The organism is Flavobacteriales bacterium, from assembly GCA_026129465.1.
Taxonomy (GTDB): Bacteria; Bacteroidota; Bacteroidia; order Flavobacteriales_F; family PHOS-HE28; genus PHOS-HE28.
Genome location: JAHCIA010000001.1, coordinates 660,989 through 682,887 on the forward strand (window position 1 = coordinate 660,989; position 21,899 = coordinate 682,887).

11 protein-coding genes are annotated in these 21,899 nt (G+C 63.1%); 6 read left to right on the top strand and 5 right to left on the bottom strand.

What is annotated here, in order from left to right:
* Nucleotides 1–366 precede the first annotated feature (366 nt).
* From KIT10_02775 to KIT10_02790, 4 genes are all read right to left on the bottom strand, one after another.
* On the bottom strand, nt 367–5,310 hold the full coding sequence (locus KIT10_02775) for a T9SS type A sorting domain-containing protein (GenBank protein MCW5898168.1): 4,944 nt from the start codon (nt 5,308–5,310) through the stop codon (nt 367–369).
* A 42-nt stretch (nt 5,311–5,352) separates the two neighbouring features.
* A complete protein-coding gene (locus KIT10_02780; protein MCW5898169.1) occupies nt 5,353–8,691 on the bottom strand; it encodes a hypothetical protein in 3,339 nt (1,112 codons plus the stop codon).
* 366 nt (nt 8,692–9,057) lie between these two features.
* Entirely contained in the window at nt 9,058–12,948 is a 3,891-nt protein-coding gene (locus tag KIT10_02785; protein MCW5898170.1) for a response regulator, read from the bottom strand.
* 293 nt (nt 12,949–13,241) lie between these two features.
* Nucleotides 13,242–15,053 (bottom strand): T9SS type A sorting domain-containing protein, encoded by a 1,812-nt coding sequence (locus KIT10_02790; GenBank protein MCW5898171.1) that lies wholly within the window; start codon nt 15,051–15,053, stop codon nt 13,242–13,244.
* Nucleotides 15,054–15,649: 596 nt separating this feature from the next.
* On the opposite strand from KIT10_02790, the gene KIT10_02795 reads away from it, so the two are divergent.
* The 6 genes from KIT10_02795 to KIT10_02820 all read left to right on the top strand — a co-directional run bounded on the left by KIT10_02795 (nt 15,650) and on the right by KIT10_02820 (nt 20,675).
* Complete coding sequence (locus tag KIT10_02795) at nt 15,650–16,048, top strand: hypothetical protein (GenBank protein ID MCW5898172.1); 399 nt, start codon at nt 15,650–15,652, stop codon at nt 16,046–16,048.
* 227 nt (nt 16,049–16,275) lie between these two features.
* Nucleotides 16,276–18,219 (top strand): threonine--tRNA ligase, encoded by a 1,944-nt coding sequence (thrS, locus tag KIT10_02800; GenBank protein MCW5898173.1) that lies wholly within the window; start codon nt 16,276–16,278, stop codon nt 18,217–18,219.
* 128 nt (nt 18,220–18,347) lie between these two features.
* The gene (gene infC / locus KIT10_02805) at nt 18,348–18,845 is read left to right on the top strand and encodes a translation initiation factor IF-3 (GenBank protein ID MCW5898174.1); all 498 of its coding nucleotides are present in this window, start codon (nt 18,348–18,350) and stop codon (nt 18,843–18,845) included.
* Nucleotides 18,846–18,916: 71 nt separating this feature from the next.
* The gene (gene rpmI, locus KIT10_02810) at nt 18,917–19,108 is read left to right on the top strand and encodes a 50S ribosomal protein L35 (protein ID MCW5898175.1); all 192 of its coding nucleotides are present in this window, start codon (nt 18,917–18,919) and stop codon (nt 19,106–19,108) included.
* Nucleotides 19,109–19,210: 102 nt separating this feature from the next.
* On the top strand, nt 19,211–19,555 hold the full coding sequence (gene rplT / locus KIT10_02815) for a 50S ribosomal protein L20 (protein MCW5898176.1): 345 nt from the start codon (nt 19,211–19,213) through the stop codon (nt 19,553–19,555).
* Between the two features lie 88 nt (nt 19,556–19,643).
* Nucleotides 19,644–20,675, top strand: a complete 1,032-nt coding sequence (locus KIT10_02820) for an endonuclease (protein MCW5898177.1) — start codon at nt 19,644–19,646, stop codon at nt 20,673–20,675.
* Here KIT10_02820 and KIT10_02825 read toward each other — a convergent pair.
* Entirely contained in the window at nt 20,669–21,886 is a 1,218-nt protein-coding gene (locus KIT10_02825; protein ID MCW5898178.1) for an NAD(P)/FAD-dependent oxidoreductase, read from the bottom strand. The two genes, KIT10_02820 and KIT10_02825, sit on opposite strands and share 7 nt — an antisense overlap.
* Between the last annotated feature and the right edge of the window lie 13 nt (nt 21,887–21,899).

A 21,899-nucleotide genomic window follows, 5' to 3' on the forward strand; every position in this document is an offset into this window, starting at 1 on the left:
TGACCGTAGTACAGAGTGTCCTGATGAGGACGAGGCGCTGTATCCTTCGCACATCCACGGTGCCTTCCGGATATCCGACCGTGGTACCCGCGCACGCGCCGGGTCGACATGGGAAAGCTAGTCCCGTTCCCCAGCCAGGACAAGCGATCGTGGATAAATCGTCCTTGTTTTCCGCCGAGAGGCAGTTCGTCCATGTCCCCTTATGCCAGCCCACGCCTTGGGCGATGCTTCCGTGGAAGAGATGCTGTTGATCTGGTGCGAGTAGATCCCAGCGCCGGAAACACCACAGACGAAGCCCCGCAGCGATGAACGCCGCGGGGCTTCTTCCCAATTGGCCCTCCCCTATCGGGCCCTCTGAGGTCGGCGCTATGGTTGGATCACCAAGCGCTTCACGTGTTGCTGGTCACCGGCGGTGATCGTCACCAGGTAGGTGCCGGCCGCCAGGCCACCGAGGTCGATGTTGGTGTAGAGCTCTCCGCCTTGCGTGGCGATCTCGCGTGCCATCACGCGCTGGCCGCGCAGATCGAAGATGTCGATCGCCACGGTGTTGACATGCACTTCATCCAATGCGATCCACACTTGCTGGCCGTTGTTGGGGTTGGGCCAGAGGGCCAGGTCGCTGGCGGCATCGCCTTCCAGGGCCATGCTCTCGTTGCCCGGCGCTGCGCTGGGGATAATGGTCACCTGGCAGGTCCAGCCCCAATCGCACCAGCTGGCGCCATTGTTCTTGCTGGCCCGCACACGCACGTTGTAGGTGCGGCCGGTCTGCATGGCGGGCTGGCTGGTCCAGTTCAAGTGCCGCTGCACGCCCGTGGTCTGCAGCACGGCGCTATAGGCCTGTTCGTTGGGGTCGTTGGTGAACTCCCACTCGTAGAGGTTGGCACCGGCCACCGGGCGGCAGAAGATGCGGTTGGCCAATTGGTTGGGCCCGCCCCAGATGCGGTCCACGCCGCAGCTGAAGTTGGGGTTGCCGGGGATGTCGTTCAAGCCCGTGGGGTGGCACTGGGCCAGCACCGGATCGAGCACCACGCGGCAGGCGGGGCCGTACTCACCAATCGGGTTGCCGGCCACCACGCCACGGATGCGCACGTTGTAGAGGGTGCCGTTCTGCAGGTGGTTCGCCGCCGCCCAGTTGTTGAGTTTGATGTGGCAGGCGCGCACCGCGTTGTTGGGCGCGAAGCCATCGCTCACCGTGTGCACGCGCGTCTTGCGGAAGCTGAGGCCACCGTTGGGGTCGTAGAACCAGAACTCGTAGCCGCTGCTGCTGGCATATGGACCGCCGAACTCGGCGCTCACTGTGGCATTCTCGCTCGCCACCAGGTAGTCGCCGCTCTTCCACCAGTTGCGGTCGCAGCTGGTGTAGATGGGCTCATCGCCGCCGATGGAACCATTGGTGATGCAGAAGCCCTCGTTGTTGCTGATGCCGTTGTCGCCACCGGGGCCCAGCACCAGGTTGTCCGTATCGTCGATGATGCGGTCGTTGTTGTATGCGCCCACGGCGTTCTTCAGGATCAAGCGGTAGCCGCCCGTGATGGTGCCCGTGCCGCTGTTGCTCACCCGCAGGTAGTAGCAGCCGTTGGGCAGGCACAGGGGCATGCTGCCCGCACCGGGATTGATGCCGCCGCTCACCACCACCGCGTTGGTGTTCTGGTCGTGGATCGTCCACACCAGGTCCTGGTAGTTGGTGGTGGTGTTGTGCACGAAGAAGAGGTCGGCGGTACAGGAAACCACCGGTGTACCCGCGCAGGTGCACGCTGCAGTCACCAGATCGTTCTCGGTCCCCGCGTCACCATCGTCACAGGCCTCCCCTTCCTGGGTCAGGTTCGGGTCGCTGTCGTCGCAGTCCGTACCCGATGTCCCCACGCTGTACCCTTCAGGTGCCGCAGCGCCGTAGCACACGGTCTGGGTCCCATTGTCATACCCGTCGCCGTCCGCATCCACGTAGAGCAGGCCATTCTGCCACACCAAGGGATCACTGTCGTCGCAGTCGGCACCCAGGGTACTGGCGCTGTACCCTTCAGGCACGGTCGCGCCATAGCACACGGTCTGGGTACCATTGGTATATCCGTCGCCGTCCGCATCCACGTAGAGCTGGCCGTTCTGCCACAGCAAGGCGTCGCTGTCATCGCAGTCGGCACCCAGGGTACTGGCGCTGTACCCTTCAGGCACGGTCGCGCCATAGCACACGGTCTGGGTGCCATTGGTATATCCGTCGCCATCCGCATCCACGTAGAGCAGGCCGCTCTGCCACACCAAGGGGTCGCTGTCATCGCAGTCGGCACCCAGAGTCCCCACGCTGTACCCTTCGGGTGCCGCAGCGCCATAGCATACGGTCTCGGTCCCATTGGTATACCCGTCGCCATCCGCATCCACATAGAGCAGGCCGTTCTGCCACACCAGGGCGTTGGTGTCGTCGCAATCATCGCCGTTGTTCACGTGGCCTGCTGGTGGGGCCACTCCACAGGTGCCGCCCACGGCGGTCGCAGGATCGCCGTAGCCGTCGCCGTCGGCATCCACGTAGATGGTCGCAATGCCGTATGGCCCGCCTGCCCATGGACCGCAGATCTCATCGGCACCGATATCAGGCGGGTTCTGGCGGGTGTCGCCGTCGAAGTCCGTGGTGATGGAAGCTGGCGATGTGATCGCGATGCCGCCGCTTTCGGCCAGTGAGAACACCGTGGGGTCCAGGTGCAGGAAGCCGTAGTTGGTGCCATCCACGCTCATGAAGGTGGGCATCTCCGACACGGAGTTGGCGTCGCGCGGCGCCAGTGTCGCAAGTGCCTGGTAGGCCGCGAGGGTCGCCAGGTGGGTCGTGCCGTTGGAGAAGATGAAGGCCATGGCACCATTGCCCACATGGAAGAGGTTGCGGTCGGAGACCTGCCCTGCGGTGTTGCTGTAGTTGGTCAGCGTCGCATCGCTCCTCCGGAAGGCCACCGTACGTCCGGTCGTGCCTTTCGCGGTGGAAGTGTTCACGATGATGTTGTTGCGCATCACCAGGCGGTTGGACGTGGCGGTGCCGCTTGTGGTATGGAACACCCCGCTGGTGCCGAAGTTGTTGGTCCCGGTGCTGCTGGCGTTGAGGTGGATGGTGTTGAAGGACACGTAGCGGTTGCTGAATGAGGCCGTGCCCAGCAGGTCGATGCCGGTCACTTGTGAAGGGTTGGCGGTTGTGGTCCCGGTGGCGGACGCCCGCAGGTCACCGATCAGGTTGTTGTGGATGAAGATGTTGCGGACGGAGGTGCTCGTGCCGGAGCCCACGTTCGATTCCACCCGAATGCCCCGCACTGTCACCGCGTTGCCGGAATTGGTGGCATGCAGGCCGCTGATCCGGTTGCGCACCACGGTCACCGTGGGCTCCGATGGCGTCGTCACACCGGTTCCCTCGAGATCGATGCCCACGAGGGGGAAGTTTCCGGTCACCACCAGCCCATGGATGCGGTTGCCGACCACGTTCGCAGGTACGTTGATGCGGATACCGCTGGCGTTATTGGGGGATGTGCTCCCGCCACAGGTGATGCCCTCGATCGTGTTGTTGGTCGCGGTGGCGAAGCCTGTTCCACCCAATCGCAGCCCCACCAAGGCGCCGCTGGTACCCGCCCTGGTGATGTTGCGGATGGTATTGCCGCTCACCGTGGAAACCCCGGAGCCACCAACGCTCAGCACGATCATGTTGAGTGAAGTGTTGCCCGTGACATCCCAGTTGGTGAAGGTGTTGGTGGTCACCGTCCGCGTCACATTGTTGCTGTTGGTGGCCATGTCCCAGCCCGCGATCAAACCGGTGCCGCTGAATGTGATGTTGCTGAAGTCATTGTCGATGCTCTCTTCGAAAGCACCGGGCGTGGTGCCGTTCTGGGCCCTGTACAGGAGCAGCGTCCCGAAGCCCCCTGTCGTTTGCGTGAAGGATCCCACGATGCGGTTGTTGTTCACCCGCTTGGTCGCGTTGGCCGGTATGGTCACGCTGTTGATCATGGTCACGTCCCCGGTGGTCTTCACCTGCAGGTCGGTGAACAGGTTGTTGTTGATGTTGTGGCTGCGCGACCCTGAGTTGCAGCTGATGAAGGTGATGGCCCCGGACGCGGTCGGCCCAGCATTGGTGTGGTCGGTGTTGTGGAACTCGTTGTTATTGACCGACAATGACGATCCCACAGTGTTGTTGTTGGTGTTGAAGTGGACGTAGATGGACTGGATGGCATTGCCACTCGTGAATTGGCGCAGGGAGATCCGGTTGTTGTCGATGACCTGTGTCGTCACACCGGCAGGTTCTGCAGGTACGCCGCCGCCGGATCCAGTGGTCTGGTTGTCCACATAGATCCCCCGCAGCACGCCGCCATTGTACTCCTCGAAGCTGGTGATGTCGTTGTTGGCGATGACGTAGTTGCGCGTGTTGCGCAGGGTGATCGCGTTCTGGCCGGCCTGGATGCCGACGACGCCAGCACCAGCGGGCGCGCCCGTGGAACCGAAGTCGGTGATGATATTCCCATCCGCAGGGTTCGGGCCGCCGATGGTGATGTTGTCGTTGTAGGCGTTCACCGCCGGAGGGGTGCTGGAGGCGGATCGGGCGCCTACCACCGCGACGCCGATGTTCACACTTCTGATGGCGTTGCCGCGCACCACCAGGCCGGAGCAGGAAAAAGTCGCCGGCATCGCTGCAGGGGCCGAAAGAGCGACCGAGGTGGTGGGGGTCTCCGCCTGGTGCCAGGCGTTGGCATAGACCCCGAAGCTGGTGGGGTAGAGCCGGTCCAGGGCGATGTCGTTGTTCCGGACGGTGCAGTTCAGCGGGCCATTGGTAGGGCTTGCCAGGGTCAGGGCCACGCCCCATTCGGTCATGTTGTTGGAACCGGGCGTGTACACCGGCGTGGCGGCATGCTCCCGCATCCGGAAGTTCTCGATGATGATCCAGTCGCCACCCCTGATCTCGAAAATGGCATCGTGGGTGACCCCGGTCACGGGCACTGCGGCGGTCACGGTCACCGTGGGGGTGCTGCCCACACCCCGGAGGGTGATGGTGTTGACCGCCGTGCCCGAGGCCGTGATGATGAAACCGCCCTGTGGTGTGGTCTCGTCATCCAGCAATGTGATGACCACCGGCGAGGAGATGGTCGCCGCGTTCAGTGCGGTGATGGCGGCGTTCAGTGTGGGGTACGTGGCCGCCAGCCCCGACCCTCCGTTGGTGGTGACGTTCTGGGCCACGACCCCGATGGGTGCGGTAAGGATCGACAGGGTGAAGAGGCGGAGTGCGCCACGAAGCCGGGAGGCCCAGGTCGGTATGCCGTGGGGCGCGCGGATCGGGGTACGGTCAGCGGTGTTCATGTTTGTCAGGGATTTCGGGTTGGAAGCGATGGAGAGCGTGGGTCAGCGCAGGATCACCAAGGGGAAGACCTTCGTTCCGGCGGTTCCTGTGGCGCAGAGGTAACAGGTGCCGCTGAAGGGCTGTGCGATGTGGAGCGGCACGGGGTCCTGGCCGCTGATGCGGAAGGGTGCCACCACGGTGCGGCCGAGGGCGTCATGCACGGTGATCTCATAGGGCCCGCTGCCGCCGGGCAACAAGGTGAAGGCTCCCGTGCTGGGGTTGGGATAGATGGATGGCCAACCGGCCTCCAGGTCATGGCCAAGGCCGGTGGATGGGGTGCCCGCGCAGCTGCAGTCGGCCTGCACGATGTCGTTCAACGTGTTCGGGTCCCCATCGTCGCAATTGTTCCCTGTCTGCGTCAGGTTGGCGTCGGAGTCGTCGCAATCCGTGCCCAGTGTGGTGGCGCTGTACCCGCTGGGGATGTTGGCGCCATAGCATACGATCCCCGAGCCGGCGTCATAGCCGTCACCATCCACATCCACATACAATGTGGCGCTCTGCCATACGGTGGCGTTCGCATCGTTGCAGTCCGTGTTGTTGTCCACATAGCCGTTGGGCGCGGTGCCGCTGTCGCATATGCCCGGCAGGGCATTGTTCGGGTCGCCGTACCCATCGCCATCGGCGTCCAGATAAAAGGTGGTGGGTATGCCGTATGGCCCGCCTGCCCATGGACCGCAGATCTCATCGGCACCGATATCCGGCGGGTTCTGGCGGGTGTCGCCATCGAAGTCCGTGGTAATGGTCGCTGGCAGGGTGAATGCGATGCCGCCGCTTTCGGCCAGGGAGAACACTGCGGGGTCCAGGTGCAGAAAACCGGGGTCGTCGCCATCCGCGCTCAGGAAGGTGGGCATCTCTGACAAGGCGCCGGCATCGCGCGGTGCCAGTCCCCCAAGTGCCTGGTAGGCCGCGAGGGTCGGCACGTGGGTCGTGCCGTTGGAGAAGATGAAGTCCATGGCGCCATTGCCCACATGGAACAGGTTGCGGTCGGAGACCAGTCCTGCGGCGTTGCTGTAGTTGGTCAGCGTCGCATCGCTCCGGCGGAAGGCCACCGTTCGTCCACTGGCACCATTGGCGGTGGAAGTGTTCACGATGATGTTGTTGCGCATCACCAGGCGGTTGGACGTGGCGGTGCCACTTGTGGTGTGCGACACCCCACTGCTTCCGAAATTGTTGGTCCCGGTGCTGCTGGCGTTGAGGTGGATGGTGTTGAAGGACACGTAGCGGTTGCTGAATGAGGCCGTGCCCAGCAGGTCGATGCCGATCACCTGTGCTGGATTCGCGCCGGTGGTACCCGTCGCCGAGGCCCGCAGATCGCCGATCAGGTTGTTGTGGATGAAGATGTTGCGGTTGGAGGTGCTCGTACCATTGCCAACGTTGGTCTCCACCCTTATGCCGCGCACCACCACCAGGTTGCCCGCATTGGTGGCATGCAGGCCGCTGATCCGGTTGCGCGCCACGGTCACCGTGGGCTCCGATGGCGTGGTCACACCGGTTCCCTCGAGATCGATGCCCACGAGGGGGAAGTTCCCGGTCACCACCAGCCCATGGATGCGGTTGCCGACCACGTTCGCCGGTACGTTGATGCGGATACCGCTGGCGATATTGGGGGATACGTTCCCGCCACAGGTGATGCCCTCGATCGTGTTGTTGGTGGCGGTGGCGAAGCCTGTTCCACCCAATTGCAGCCCGACCAAGGCGCCACTGGTACCCGCCCTGGTGATGTTGCGGATGGTATTGCCGCTCACCGTGGAAGCCCCGGAGCCCCCAACACCAAGCACGGCCAGATTGAGTGTATTGGTACCCGTGACATCCCAGTTGGTGAAGGTGTTGTTGATCACCGTCCGCGTCACATTGTTGCTGTTGCTGGCCATGTCCCAGCCAAGGACCAACCCGAAACCGCTGAAGGTGATGTTGCTGAAGTCATTGCCGATGCTCTCTTCGAAAGCCCCTGGCGTGGTGCCGTTCTGGGCCCTGTACAGGAGCAGCGCCCCGAAGCCCCCCGTCGTTTGCATGAAGGATCCCACGATGCGGTTGTTGTTCACCCGCTTGGTCGAGTTGGCCGGTATGGTCACGCTGTTGATCATGGTCACGTCCCCGGTGGTCTTCACCTGCAGGTCGGTGAACAGGTTGTTGTTGATGTTGTGGCTGCGTGACCCTGAGTTGCAGCTGATGAAGGTGATGGCCCCGGACGCGGTCGGCCCAGCGTTGGTGTGGTCGATCTTGTGGAATTCGTTGCCACTGACCGAGAGCGACGAACCGGCGGTGTTGTTGTTGGTGTTGAAATGGACGTAGATGGCCTGGATGGCGTTGTTGCTTGTGGCCTGGCTTAGGGAGATGCGGTTGTTGTCGATGACCTGGGTCGTCACACCCTGCGGTGCCGTGGGCGTCCCGGCCCCACCATTGGCGCCGGTCGTCTGGTTGTCGACATAGATCCCCCGCAGGACACCACCGTTGTATCCGGCGAAACTGGTGATGTCGTTGTTGGCGATGATGTAGTTGCGCGTGTTGCGCAGCGTGATCGCGTTCTGGCCGGCCTGGATGCCGACGGCGCCCGCACCACCGGGCGCGCCTGTGGAGCCGAAGTTGGTGATGATGTTCCCATCCGCTGGGCTGAGGCCGCCGATGGTCACATTGTCGTTGTAGGCGTTCACCGCCGGAGGTGTGCTGGAGGCGGACTTGGCCCCCACCACCGCGATGCCGATGTTCACACTGCTGATGGCGTTGCCGCGCACCACCAGGCCGGAGCAGGAGTAGGCCGCCGGCATCGCCGCAGGGGCCGAAAGACCGATGGTGGTGTTGGGGGTCTCCGCAGGGTGCCAGGCGTTGGCATAGACCCCGAAGCTGGTGGGGTAGAGCCGGTCCAGGGCGATGTCGTTGTTCCGGACGGTGCAGTTCAGCGGGCCGTTGGTGGTGCTCGCCAGGGTCAGGGCCACACCCCATTCGGTCATGTTCTGGCCAGCCCCGGAATACACCGGCGTGGCACCATGCTCCCGCAACCGGAAGTTCTCGATGGTGATCCAGTCGCCGCCCCGGATCTCGAAAATGGCGTCGTGTGTGATGTTCGGGACCGGTACCGCCGCCGTCACGGTAACTGTGGGGCTGGTGCCCGCACCCCTGAAGGTGATGGTGTTGGCCGCCGTACCCGAGGCCGTGATGATGTAGCCGCCCTGGGGTGTGGTCTGGTCCGTATTGACAGTGATCACCACCGGAGAGGTGGCGCTGGGGTTGGCCAGGGTATTCAACGCGTTGATGGCATCCGCCAGGGAGCCGTACGAGGCTGCCAGGCCTGATCCTCCGTTGGTGGTGACCTGTGCCGCTGCGACCAAGGGCGATGCGAGCAAGAGAAGGGCGAAAAGACGCTGTACGCCAGAGCCCAAAGTCTTGGCTCCCAGGCTGGCAAGTATCCTCATCGGTGGTACAGGTCCCATGGTATCAGTCGTCATCAGTGTTCTTGTGTTCAAGGGTGTTGCCGGTTTCTGTTTCGGACGTTGCCGTCCATCATGGCGTGTTCGTGTCCGACCCCACTGGGCAGGTTCGTGTGTTTCCATCCTGGGAGTCTTCCTCGCGATGCCCGTCTTGGGGATAGGCCACAGCTGCGGTCGCTGTCTGTGTTCGGCGTGCAAGGTGCGCTGCCGCTCCGCCCAGGGCCGTACTATCCTGCGGCGTTCTTCACCGATCTTGCGGCATGGAGCGGAAATGCCTGGCGATCAAGCCTTGATATGCTCCGAAGGGCGGTGGCCGTAGGCTTGGAAATAGACGTCGCTGAAGTAGTTCGGGGTGTTGAAGCCACATGCATAGGCCACGTCGGCCACCGTATGCCCCCCTTGTTCCAACAGGGTCTGTGCCTTGGCCAGGCGGAAGTCACGCATGAGCACCACCGGGGTGCTGCCGGTGAGCGCCTTGATCTTGCGCAGCGCCTGGCTACGGCTCAGGTGAAGCGCCTGTGCCAACTCTTCCACACCAAAGTCCGGGTCGGCGAAATGCTTCTCCAGCACCAAGCGCACCTGCACCAGGAAGACGTGCTCGATGTCTTCGGGGATGGGCCCGCCGTTGGATCGCGGACCGGTCTCCCGGCCCTCCGATCCCGCCTTTTCCAAAGCGGCCGTGCGCTCCTCCCACTCACGCTGGTAGCGTTGCTGGATATTCCGCTGCAAACGGTGCAGGTTCTCCAGCACAGCCAGCAGTTCGCGTTCGTCGAACGGCTTCACCAGGTAGGCATCGGCCCCCCTGGTGATGCCCTCCAGTCGTGAGGGCTGGTCGCTTCGTGCGGTGAGCATCGCCACCGGGATATGGCTGGTCAGGGCGTCACCTTTCAATGCATGGCACAATGCGAAGCCGTCCATGCCGGGCATCATCACGTCGCTCAGGATCAGGTCGGGAATGTGCTCCCTGGCCATGGCCAGTCCTTGGTCACCATCGCGGGCGCGCAACACATGGTGCTGGGCCGATACGCAGTCCATGATGTAGTCGCCCACGTCGGGGTCATCCTCCACCACCAGAAGCACAGGTCGATCCCCATCGAAGGTCCTCGCCTCAGCCACAGGAGCAGGTTCTTGCGTGCTGACAGGGACCTGCTCCTCATCGGCGGGTTGGGCCACCTGTCCGGGCTCGGCATACTCCAGGGACAGTTTGACGGTGAAGCAGGCGCCTTTGCCCAACTCACTCTCCACCAAGACCTTGCCCCCCATCGCGTCCACCAATTCTTTCACCAGGGCCAGCCCGATCCCGGTTCCTCCCGATGCGATGCGGTCATGGCTTTCGCTCTGGAAGAAGCGATCGAAGATGCGTGGCAGGTCCGCTTCGGCCATGCCCGGTCCGGTATCGCTTACCTCCAAGGTCAGGTCGCACAGGACATGGCTGGCAATGATGGCCCGTACCGTGACCACCCCAGCGGGCGGGGTGAATTTCAAGGCGTTGCCCACCAGGTTGTCGGCGATCTGGCGCAGGCGCTCCGCGTCGTACAGCACGATCACATCATCACCGGTGACCTCCACATCCAAGCGCAAGCCGCGCACACCCGCCAGGGAATGATGCGCTCGCAGGATGCGGCGCAGGTAGGCACGCAATTGGCCTGGCCGGCGATCCAGTTCCAGCCGCCCATGTTCCAACCGGGTCAGGTCCAATACCTGATCGACCAGGCCCAACAGGCGTTGGCTGTTGCGTTGTATCACGGCCGCCTTGCCCTGCACCTCCGCCGGGGCCGTGGTGTCAGCGCCCAGTTGTCCGGCCAATCCCTGTATCACGGTGATCGGTGTGCGGAACTCGTGCGTCACATTGGCGAAGAACCGGTCCTTGAACGCGTTGAGTTCCAGGACGCGTGCGGCTTCGGCGAGCTTCGCCCGGCGGCGCGTCGCCTGGCGCAGCAGCACCACGGTGATCAGGGCCAACAAGGCCAACCAAAGCGCGATGGCCCATTTGCGGAGATACCAGACCTGCATCACGGTGATGGGTATGTCCAGTTCATTGAGCGCCGCCACCCCGCGGTGGTCGAAGGCCTTCACGCGAAAGCGGTAATCACCAGGTGTCAGTCCATGGTAGCTGACCTCGGCACGGTCACCGGTATTGAACCACGGCGGTTCGAGGCCCTCCAGGTAGTAGCTGAAGCGATGCGCGCTGGGATCGGTGAGCTTGTCCAGGGCGAAGGCGATGGACATGGTGCGCTCATGCGGCCGCAGGGTGATGCGTTGCGACAGGCCGGTGTGATGCTCGGTCCAGGTGGTGGCGCGGTCATCGGAAATGCGGAGCTGGACCGGCCGCAAGCGGGCCCCATCGCGCGGGATCGCGCTCACCTCGGCGGGATCGAAGTGCACCAGGCCGTTCTGTCCGCCCATCCAGCAGCGGCCCCCGGCGTCGAGCAATACCGGTCCGGTGTTGAACTCGTTGAAGGGCAGGCCATCCTCCATGCGGAAGTTGAGGCATTGCCCGGTGTTGGGGTCCACCAGGGTCAAGCCGTTGTTGGTGCCCACCCAAAGCCGGTCGCGCTCACCCAGCAGGCTGAACACCACCGGGTCGGCCAGGCCATCCGCTTCGCTGATGTGCCGTATCACGCGCCAGGTGTTGGTGTCCACGCAGAGGATGCCGTTGCTGGTGCCTATGTGAAGCATGTGCCCGGCGGGCACGATACCACGCACACCTTTCTCCAGCATTGGCTCGCTCAACCGCAGGTCGATGGTGCGTACCCGCATGCTTCCGAGTTCCACGATGCGCAGCCCCCTGCTGTCCGGCACATAGAGCCGTTGCCCGGTGAGGAGCACTTCGGCATCCTGCGCCTTGGACAGCGGGAAGGGGCCGCCGAGGCGTTCAGCCGCCGGATCGAAGAGCACGGCGCTGTCATTCTCCAGAAAAAGGATGCAACGATCGCCGGACCGGGAGGCATGCAGGGAGGTGATGCGTGCGCCATGCACCGTTGGGCCCGGCCTCAACTGGGGACCGTCGCCCACGAAGGCATGCAACCGCCCGTCGCTGATGACCCAGACCGTGCCATTGGCCGCCTTGCAGATCCCTTCCACGAGCGCGGTACCGCCATCGGGCGATCTGGCGGCCATGGTCGTGATCGATCCGCTGGCATCCACGCGCAGCATGCCTCCGTTGTCCTCGAACATCAGATAGCGGGCTCCGGACTCCTCCACCAAGCCTCGAATGCTGCGGCCCTTGCCCGCGTTGACGCCGCTGGTGGGCGATGCGGCGATTGGTGTGAACCAGGGCAGCGGCTCGCGCAGCCGCAGCAGGCCCGCTTCCGTGCATGACCAGAGGATCCCTTCCGTATCGCGGAACACCCGGCTCGCACGCGCCACCAATTTGCCATGGTCGATGGTCTCGCCGGTCTGAAGGTCAACGTACATCAGATGGTGCCCCCCCACCATCAGCCAGTAGCCGCCAGCATCGTCCAGGTCGTGGAACTCCACCATGTGACCCAACTCGGCATGGGGCAGCTGGATGCGCTGCAAGCTTCCATCCGGTCGTGGCAGCCAAAAGGATCCAGTGCTTAGCGATATGGCGCGGTCCTGTGCTGCGGCCGGTTGCCGCAGAGGTGTCTCGGGTCCCGTCGCTGGTCCGAGCGGCACGATGCGCGCATCGCTGCGGTGCAACCAGATGCGGCCATCACGGGTGCGCTGGAACGCCCATGGCCGGTACTCATAGCCGGCGAGTTCCCGCACCCGTTTGCGCAGCGATTCGGGACTTCCGAGGGGCTGCAATACATCATAGAAGGGGTAGAGATACGGGCAGATGCGCTGCATGTCAGGTTTGGTGGGCAGCACAATGGGCCCCACCTTCACCTCGGTCCGTTCCGTCAGGGGGTCGAAACGCAAGGCGTGCCGGCCGTTCTTCTCCACAAGCCAGACCCACCCCTCGGGGTCCACATGGAACCTCGGCACGCCGATGAGGCTCCGCTGCAGGGTGTCCGGAACAAGGCGGTTGAAACTCTCGAAACGGTGCCCGTCGAACCGCTGGATGCCCTGCTGCCCCAGGACCCATAGGAAGCCATTGTCATCGCGATACACGTCCGTGGGCATCCCGACGGAGAGGCCGTCTTCGGTGGTGTAGAGGCGGGTGTTGACCGCCTGACCGGCACCATCGGCTGGCAGCATCCACGCCATGACGGCACCCAACAACACCGTTCGCACACGACGATGCGACAGCCGGGACATCTTCGCTTGCACTTGCCGATTGTAGGGGTGAAAGTTAGTGTCCTGCAGCACCATGCATCCTGCGGACGAACACGGGGGGAGCCACCACAAGGCAGCGCATCATGGATAGGCCGACCGTGATGATCGGCGATGCCATGGGCAAGACGTCCGACTACCTGATCATTGGCACGACCGTGCGCCATGGACAAGCCGGGGAGCGGTCCCGCCTCCCTTGGAACATTGATCCCCGGGGCTCCCCAAGCCTATTCCTTCACGAACCGAGCGACCCTGTCGCCGATCCGCAACAAGTAGAGCCCTCGTGGCAAGGTGCTCACATTGAGCAGGCCTTCGTGGAGCACCACATCGGGGAGGGGTACATGCGCACCGGCCGCCGTGAAAACCTGCACCGTGGTCCCTTCTTCGGGGTCGGCCCCCACGATATACAACACATCGTTCGCCGGATTGGGGAACACGCGGAGGCCCGGATGCATATCCGTGGTCACAGCACGCACTTCCGAATAGGTGGCCATACCGTAAAGATCCACCTGCCTGAGACGGTAGTAGTTGGTGCCCGGTAAGGGCCCCAGGTCCATGTAGCGGTAGAGGATCGGGGACATGGAGTGGCCTGCACCTGGGATACGGGCCAGGCCCTCGAAGGTCGCTCCTCCCCGGCTGCGTTCCACATCGAACCAGGCATTGCCGGTCTCGCTGGCTGTGGCCCAATCCAGCTGGACGGCATCCGGTCCAGCGGGCTGTGCGGAGAAGTGCAGCCACTCGATCGGCAATGGGGTGTTGTTGTAATGGATCGTGGCAAGTGTGAAGAATGGCCGTTCGGCATCCAGTGTGACCCCTGCGAATTCGATGCGGGCCCCGTCCATCACCGCGCCGGAGATCACCATGGCGTTCGTCCAGTTCGTACCATCGTCATCCACCAACAGGCGGAGGTTCCCCAGGGGCGTGTACCCCACCAGCATGTAGGCCTCGAATCCGACCGTGACGAGCTGGCTGAAGTTCGTCGCCTGCGACTTCCACACCCGTTGGATCCTCGCCTCTATGCCCGGGGGCAGGTCAATGAAGCAGTTCGGGTCGGAGATCTCGGTCTGCAGGGAAAGCCCGTTGTTGCCCCACATCAGGAATGAGGTGTTCGCGTCGAACGAATGGCCATTGGCGGCGTTGCTCGCGTCAATGCTCACCAGGCCAATGGACACCGGCTCTCCATTGTTCACGCTGATGGACTGCTTTTGTACCAGCGCGCTCGCATCGTCCCGCCCGATCCCGGCGATATCGTTGTTGTACCCCGCGTTCAAGGGTTTGTCCCAGATGGTCGTGTTGTTCGCGCTCACATAGTTGAATGCGGCACCCACCCCCGTATTGCCACCGCGGGTGATGCCGTACTTCACTGCGAGGTAGGATTCGATCCGGCGTATCTGTAACGCGTTGAGGGAGTTGCTGTAGATCACGATCTCGCCCAAGCCCCCGGTGAGGTATTCGGATCCCCCGCCAGCCGCATTGCGTCCCACCCGGAGGCCTGTGGTGATGTTCGGATTGAAAGTGGTGTTGCCGCAGATACTGCACGCGAGGGACACCGAGTTCAACCGGTGCGCAGCATTCACACCGAGGCCGGAAACGGCGAACAACGCGGCGGAGTTGACCGAGTATTCCGTCGGCATGCCGAAGTCGGCGGTGTATCCGCTCGATCCTGTCGAGGTCTGTATCCTGAAGGTGGGCTTCATCTGGATCCGCTTCGTGGACAGACCCGTGGAGTAGCTCAGTGCCGTGGCGTACGTGGTGTTGTGATCGCTCACCAGGAACACGCTGCCTGCTGTGCCATACAGGTCAGGCGAGGTGGAACCGTTCTCCAATCGGGTCAGGTTGGCCGCCGAGAAGGACACCCTCGGGTTGTAGTTGTAACGCTTGTAGTTGACGTCCCCGCTGGTAAGTCCCGGTCGATAGGCGGCGTTCCCTTGGTTGAGTTGAAAACCGGTCGCACTGCCTCCGCTCGTGTTCCATGCACTGACCGGATCACCTACAACGTTCAGGTCGGCCTTGTACCAGGCGGCCAGGTTGGCGGTCACCCCACCGGGAGCTTGCCCCCGACAGACCGCTGCGACCACAAGAAGAGTCGCGCACGACATGAACCGCCGTGTGATGCGTTGGAGCTTTTGTGCGTTGAGCATGAAAGACGATGTTGCCTCAGCGGAGGGCGTATCGTTGTTTTCGGGGGCATCAGGTCCTTGGATCCAAGGGCATGCTTGGTGACAAGGCCAGCATGCTTCTACCATACTTTCCGTCTGTGTTCGTGCCTCGTGTCCGTGCTCACCAAGTGCGATCATCGATGGAAGCATTTTCGCACCCCATCCCGGTCCAGCGGAGATGTCCATGACTGCTTATGGCGTCAGGCCTCGAAATTCCCGCAATGGCCTGTCCGGGGCCATACTGTCTTGCGGCGATCTTCACCGATCTTGCGGCATTGGTCGGAAAGTGCCTGGGGTACAGCCCTTGAGTGGCCGGTTGGATGATGTTCGAAGCCCTGATGGGCCCATTCCTGGACCACACCGGTGGGCCGAAGGCATCACGCATTCCAGCGCGTCGAAAGCACTTCCGAAATGCGTGGTCGCTCACCGGTGCTCCATGAGCACGCCCCGGCACCGATCTTGCCCAGCGGCCGTCCATGCTCCAACGTCTCCTCCCCTTCCTGCTCTTCCTGCTGATCGGCCATTCCGCCATGGCCCAGCGGCTCTACGATGGCGCTGGGCGCTACATGGGCCGTTTCGACGCGGGCCGCTACTACGATGAAGCGGGCCGCTTCAAGGGCCGGGTGGACAACGACCGTTTCTACGACGATGCCGGGCGCTTCAAGGGCCGCTGGGACGCTGGCCGCGTGTACGACGAGGCCGGGCGCTTCCGGGGCCGCATGGATAAGGGCCGCGCCTATGATGCCGCTGGCCGTTTCCTGGGCCGTGTGGACCAAGGCCGCCTTTACGATGAGGCCGGCCGCTACATGGGCCGCCTGGACCCCGCCGACGAACGCTACGCCGCGTTGTGGTACTTCTTCAGCGTGTGGCGGTAGAGTCCGTCCTGGAATGGAAAGTAATTGACGTGCATGGCGGTCGCAGGCGCGATGACAGCGGTCACGGGATCCGCTCATCCCCGTTCATTTCCCGGTATCTCCCTGTCTCCCATGCTGCGACCCTAAGGCGGTGGCCGAACAGCATGGCGCGTTCGGCGCCCCACGCATGGGAAGGATACCTTCGCGCCCTGTTCGCGGGCCGCTCGTAGGGCCCCGAGCGATCGAAGATGAAGATCAACGTCACCCTGCCGGACGGTTCCGTCCGCACTTACGACCAAGGCGCCACCGCCATGGACGTGGCCAAGGACATCAGTGAAGGGCTCGCCCGCAACGTGCTCGCCGCCAAGGTGGATGGCGAGGTCCGCGATGCGAACCGCCCCCTGCCCGGCGATTGCGGCCTGGCCCTGCTCACCTGGAACGACCCCGATGGCAAGAGCACCTTCTGGCACAGCAGCGCGCACTTGCTGGCCGAAGCGCTCGAAGCCCTCTACCCCGGTGTCAAATTCGGCATCGGCCCGCCCATCGAGAACGGCTTCTATTATGATGTGGACCTGGGCGACCGGGTGATCGGCGACGGGGACTTCGCGGCCATCGAGGCCAAGATGAAGGAACTGGCCGGCAAGAAGAGCAGCTACCAGCGCCGTGACGTGCCCAAGGCTGAGGCCATGGCCTATTTCCAGGAAAAGGGCGACGAGTACAAGCTGGAACTGCTGGAGGGCCTCAACGACGGCGAGATCACCTTCTACCAGCAGGGCGACTTCGTGGACCTCTGCCGCGGCCCGCACATCCCCGACACCTCCTTCATCAAGGCCATGAAGGTGATGGCCGTGGCCGGTGCCTATTGGCGCGGGGACGAGAAGCGCAAGCAGCTCACCCGCCTCTACGGCATCACCTTCCCCAAGCAAAAGGAGCTCGACGAGTACCTGGCGATGCTGGAGGAGGCCAGGAAGCGCGACCACCGCAAGCTGGGCAAGGAGTTGGACCTGTTCACCTTCAGCGAAAAGGTCGGTCCAGGGTTGCCCCTCTGGCTGCCCAAGGGAGCTGCGCTGCGCGAGCGGCTGGTGAACTTCATGAAGAAGGCCCAGGAGGACAGCGGCTACGAACAGGTGGCCACGCCGCACATCGCCCACAAGGACCTCTACGTCACCAGCGGCCATTACGAGAAGTACGGCAAGGACAGCTTCCAGCCGATCCACACCCCGCACGAGGGCGAGGAGTTCCTGCTGAAGCCCATGAACTGCCCGCACCATTGCGAGATCTTCAAGAGCAGGCCTCGCAGCTACAAGGACCTGCCCATCCGCTACGCGGAATTCGGCACCGTGTACCGCTACGAGCAGAGCGGTGAGTTGCACGGCCTGACCCGGGTGCGCGGTTTCACGCAGGACGATGCCCACCTCTTCTGCCGGCCGGACCAGGTGAAGGAGGAATTCATCAAGGTGATCGACCTGGTGCTGCTGGTGCTGAAGGCGCTTGACCTGGAGGACTATGAGGCCCAGATCAGCCTGCGCGACCAGGTGGACCGCAGCAAGTACATCGGCAGCGACGAGAACTGGGAGAAGGCCGAGCAGGCCATCATTGATGCGGCGGCCGAGAAAGGCCTGAAGACCGTGGTGGAGTATGGTGAGGCCGCTTTCTACGGCCCGAAGCTCGACTTCATGGTGAAGGACGCCCTGGGCCGGCGCTGGCAGCTGGGCACCATCCAGGTGGACTACAACCTGCCGGAACGCTTCGAACTGGAGTATGTGGGCAGCGACAACGCCCGCCACCGGCCGGTCATGATCCACCGGGCGCCCTTCGGCAGCCTGGAGCGTTTCGTGGCCGTGCTCATCGAGCATACAGGCGGGCGCTTCCCCCTGTGGCTCACCCCCGAGCAGGCCATCATCCTGCCCATCAGCGACAAGTTCGTGGAGGCCGCCCACGCCGTGGCCGCATCGCTGAAAAATTCCGACATTCGCGCCTCCGTTGACGAGCGGAACGAGAAGATAGGCCGCAAGATCCGCGATGCGGAACTGGCCAAATACCCGTTCATGCTCATCCTCGGGGAGAAGGAGGCCGATTCAGGCTCCGTATCCGTTCGTGAACATGGCCAGGGCGACCTGGGCGTGATGAGCACCGGGGACTTCGCGTCCTTGGTGAACGACAGGATCCGGAAGCAACTGGGTGGCCATTGATCGGAACAGGAACCAAAGAACACTAAGTGGCAGGACCTTTCTTCAGACGCCCCGGCGGGCCGCCCCGCCCCGGTGGTGGCGCGCGCAGACCGTACAGGGGCAGGGTGATCAAGGAGGATCCGCACCGGATCAACGAGCGGATCACCGGTGTGCCCGATGTGCGCGTGGTGGGCGAGAACGTGGAGCAGGGGGTCTACCCCTTCCGCGATGCGCTCCGGATGGCCGAGGAACTGGGGCTGGACCTGGTCGAGATCAGCGCCACGGCCGTCCCGCCTGTCTGTCGCATCATCGAGTACAAGAAGTTCCTCTACGACCTGAAGAAGAAGCAGAAGGAGATCAAGGCGAAGCAGGCCACGGTGGAGATGAAGGAGATCCGCTTCGGGCCGAACACCGATGAACACGACCTCAACTTCAAACTGAAGCACGCGCGCAAATTCATCGAGGAGGGGCACAAGGTGAAAGCCTTCGTCTTCTTCCGGGGACGCACCATCGTCTTCAAGGAACGGGGCGAGATCCTGCTGTTGAAGTTCGCGCAGGAACTGGAGGATGTGGCCATCGTGGAGCAGATGCCCAAACTGGAAGGCAAGCGGATGATCATGTATGTGATCCCCAAGAAGAAGAAGTGACCCACGCGGCGCCAGAGGGCGCGCGACCAACGAACGACACGAAGCGGAACACCACAACACGACCAGCGGCCATGCCCAAGATGAAGACCAAGTCCGGCGCCAAGAAGCGGTTCAAGCTTACCGGCACCGGCGAGATCAAGCGCAAACACGCTTACAAGAGCCACATCCTCACCAAGAAGGAGACCAAGCGCAAGCGCAACCTCACGAAGATGACCCTTGTGCATCCGAGTGACAAGAAGAACATCCAAAGCCTTCTTCCATAAGGCTCCCGATCGCTCCGGGGAACAGGTAGCGTTGACCAGGACGTGCAGCACCAAAGAGCCAGGCGATAGCCGGGCCGCTCACGCCCAAAAACCAAGAGAACTATGCCACGCAGTCAGAACAAAGTAGCCAGCAAGGCCCGTCGCAAGAAGGTGCTGAAGATGGCCAAGGGCAGCTTCGGCGCCCGCAAGAACGTCTTCACCGTCGCCAAGAACAGCGTCGAAAAGGGCCTCACCCACGCCTACACGGGCCGCCGCCTGAAGAAGCGCGACTTCCGCGCGCTCTGGATCCAGCGCATCAATGCCGCCGCCCGCGAGAACGGCATGAGCTACAGCACGCTGATGTCCGGTCTGAAGAAGGCCAACATCGGGCTGGACCGCAAGGCCCTTTCAGAGATCGCCTACAGCGATGCCACCGCCTTCAAGGCCATCGTGGACAAGGTGAAGTAGAAAGACCAACGACCGCTTCGTGTGAAAGGGATCCCACCGGGGTCCCTTTCTATTTCCGCCCTCACCCGCCCCGGATACCTTTGGCGCGATGATGCGCATCCTGTTGCCGATCGTCCTGCTCCTCTGGCAGGACCTCGCGGCCCAGCCACCGCCCGGCTACTACGATGCCGCGGAAGGTCTCACCGGCCAGTCCTTGACACAGGCGCTGAACGGCATCATTTCGCCACACACCGTACTGCCCAATAACGCCTTATGGGCCGCCTTCGAGAGCACGGACAAGAAGGATGACGGAACCGTGTGGGACATGTACAGCGATGTGCCGGGTGGCGTGCCGTCCTATGTGTACCAGTTCGTGGCGGACCAGTGCGGCACCTACAACAGCGAGGGCGACTGCTTCAACCGGGAGCACTCCTTCCCCCAAAGCTGGTACAACAGTCTGGCGCCCATGAGCACGGACCTCTTCCACCTCTACCCAACCGATGCCTGGGTGAACCAGCAGCGCGCCAACTGGCCCTTCGGCAGCGTGGCCCAACCGCAATGGACCAGTACCAATGGCGGCAAGCTGGGACCCTGCTCCTGGCCGGGCTGCACCGGCACCGTCTTCGAACCGATCGACACCTACAAGGGCGACTTCGCGCGCAGCTATTTCTACATGCTCACGCGCTATCTGCCGCAGTTGCCCGGCTGGACCAGCCCCATGATGTCGGAAGGGGCGTTCCTGCCCTGGGCGGAAAGTCTGCTCCTCGCCTGGCACTTGAACGATCCGGTGAGCACCAAGGAGACTGACCGGAACAATGCGGTCTTCGCATTGCAGGGCAACCGCAATCCTTACATCGACAGGCCGGAGTGGGTCCAGAGCATTTGGGGGCCCATGGCCTCGGTGGGAACCCTGGCCGATGATGTGGTGAAGGCCTGGATGCACGAAGGTGCCTTGTATGCCTCCGATGACCTGGTCGCGATCTCTCCGGGCTGGCGTGTCGTGGACCTTTCCGGACGCACCGTCTTGCAGGGCCGTGTCACAAGGGCCATCACACCGGTACCATCCACCCTGTCATCAGGGAGCTACCTCATCCTGCTTGACCTGGGCATCCGGACCCACGCCATCCGCTTCGTTCATTGAGCGGCGCCAAGCCTGCCAGCCAGATACCCCGTGGTCCAGGCCGCTTGGAAATTGAACCCACCGGTGATGCCGTCGACGTCCAGCACTTCACCTGCGAAGAAGAGCCCGGGAGCCATGCGGCTTTCCATGGTCAAAGGATCGACCTCATCCAATGGGACACCGCCCGCCGTAACGAACTCCTCCTTGAAGGTGGTCTTGCCCTGTACCGTGTAGCGGTCGTTGGTCAGCGTATCGATCAACCGGTCGCGCTCCTTGCGCGGCAGTTCTCCCCATGGACGTGCGGGGTCGATGCCTGCTTTCTCCAACAGATGCGACCACAACCTCCGCGGTATGCCCGGCATGGACACGTTGCCTGAACGTTTCCGTGCCAGTTCCAGGGCGCGCTCCTGCATCCCCTTGCGGACATCATGTTCCGATGCGCCGCCCAGCCAGTTGACCCGGATGGCGAACCGATAGCCCATGTCATGAACGACGCGTGCGCCCCAGGCACTCAGCCGCAGGATCGCTGGCCCGCTCATGCCCCAATGGGTGACCAGCAAGGGCCCGGTGCTTTCCAGATCGGTACCGATGATGCGCACTTGCGCGACCTCCACGGATACGCCCATCAGTTCGCGGATCGGTTCGCCGGGCATGTTGAAGGTGAACAGCGAAGGCACCGGCGGTACGATCGAATGGCCCAACGCGGTGATCCAGTTGTAGGCTTCGGGTTTCGCCAGTCCGCCTGTGGTCACGATCAACTTGTCCGCGTGGTGGACCCCGTCGTTGGATGACCTGACCGTAAAACCCGCACCCCGCTTCTCCACGCCCACCACAGCGGATCGGAGCAGCACCCGCACCTGCGCCAGAGCGGCGTGTTCACGCAACAGACCGACGATGGTGCCCGAGTCATCGGTCACCGGGAACATGCGGCCATCCGCTTCGGTCTTCAACTCCACACCACGTTCGCGGAACCAGCGCACCGTTTCGGGTTGTCCGAAGCGCTCGAACGACTTGCGCAAGAATGCCTGGCCACGCGGGTAGTGGCTCGCGAAGCGCCTTGGATGCGGACAGGCATGGGTGACGTTGCACCGTCCTCCCCCACTGACACGCACCTTGGCCAGTGTGTCAGCGGTCTTCTCCAGCAGCGTGATGCCGGCCTGTGGGTGATGGGCATGCGCACTGAGCGCGGCGAAAAAGCCCGCCGCGCCACCGCCCACCACCACCACGTCCATGGGACGAAGATGC

Bases quoted from the DNA above. Each gene is read 5' to 3' on its own strand.
- KIT10_02775 (MCW5898168.1), bottom strand. From the start codon at position 5,310: ATGAACACCGCTGACCGTACCCCGATCCGCGCGCCCCACGGCATACCG.
- KIT10_02785 (MCW5898170.1), bottom strand. From the start codon at position 12,948: ATGGCGTGGATGCTGCCAGCCGATGGTGCCGGTCAGGCGGTCAACACC.
- KIT10_02795 (MCW5898172.1), top strand. From the start codon at position 15,650: ATGCTCCAACGTCTCCTCCCCTTCCTGCTCTTCCTGCTGATCGGCCAT.
- thrS (MCW5898173.1), top strand. From the start codon at position 16,276: ATGAAGATCAACGTCACCCTGCCGGACGGTTCCGTCCGCACTTACGAC.
- rpmI (MCW5898175.1), top strand. From the start codon at position 18,917: ATGCCCAAGATGAAGACCAAGTCCGGCGCCAAGAAGCGGTTCAAGCTT.
- rplT (MCW5898176.1), top strand. From the start codon at position 19,211: ATGCCACGCAGTCAGAACAAAGTAGCCAGCAAGGCCCGTCGCAAGAAG.
- KIT10_02820 (MCW5898177.1), top strand. From the start codon at position 19,644: ATGATGCGCATCCTGTTGCCGATCGTCCTGCTCCTCTGGCAGGACCTC.
- KIT10_02825 (MCW5898178.1), bottom strand. From the start codon at position 21,886: ATGGACGTGGTGGTGGTGGGCGGTGGCGCGGCGGGCTTTTTCGCCGCG.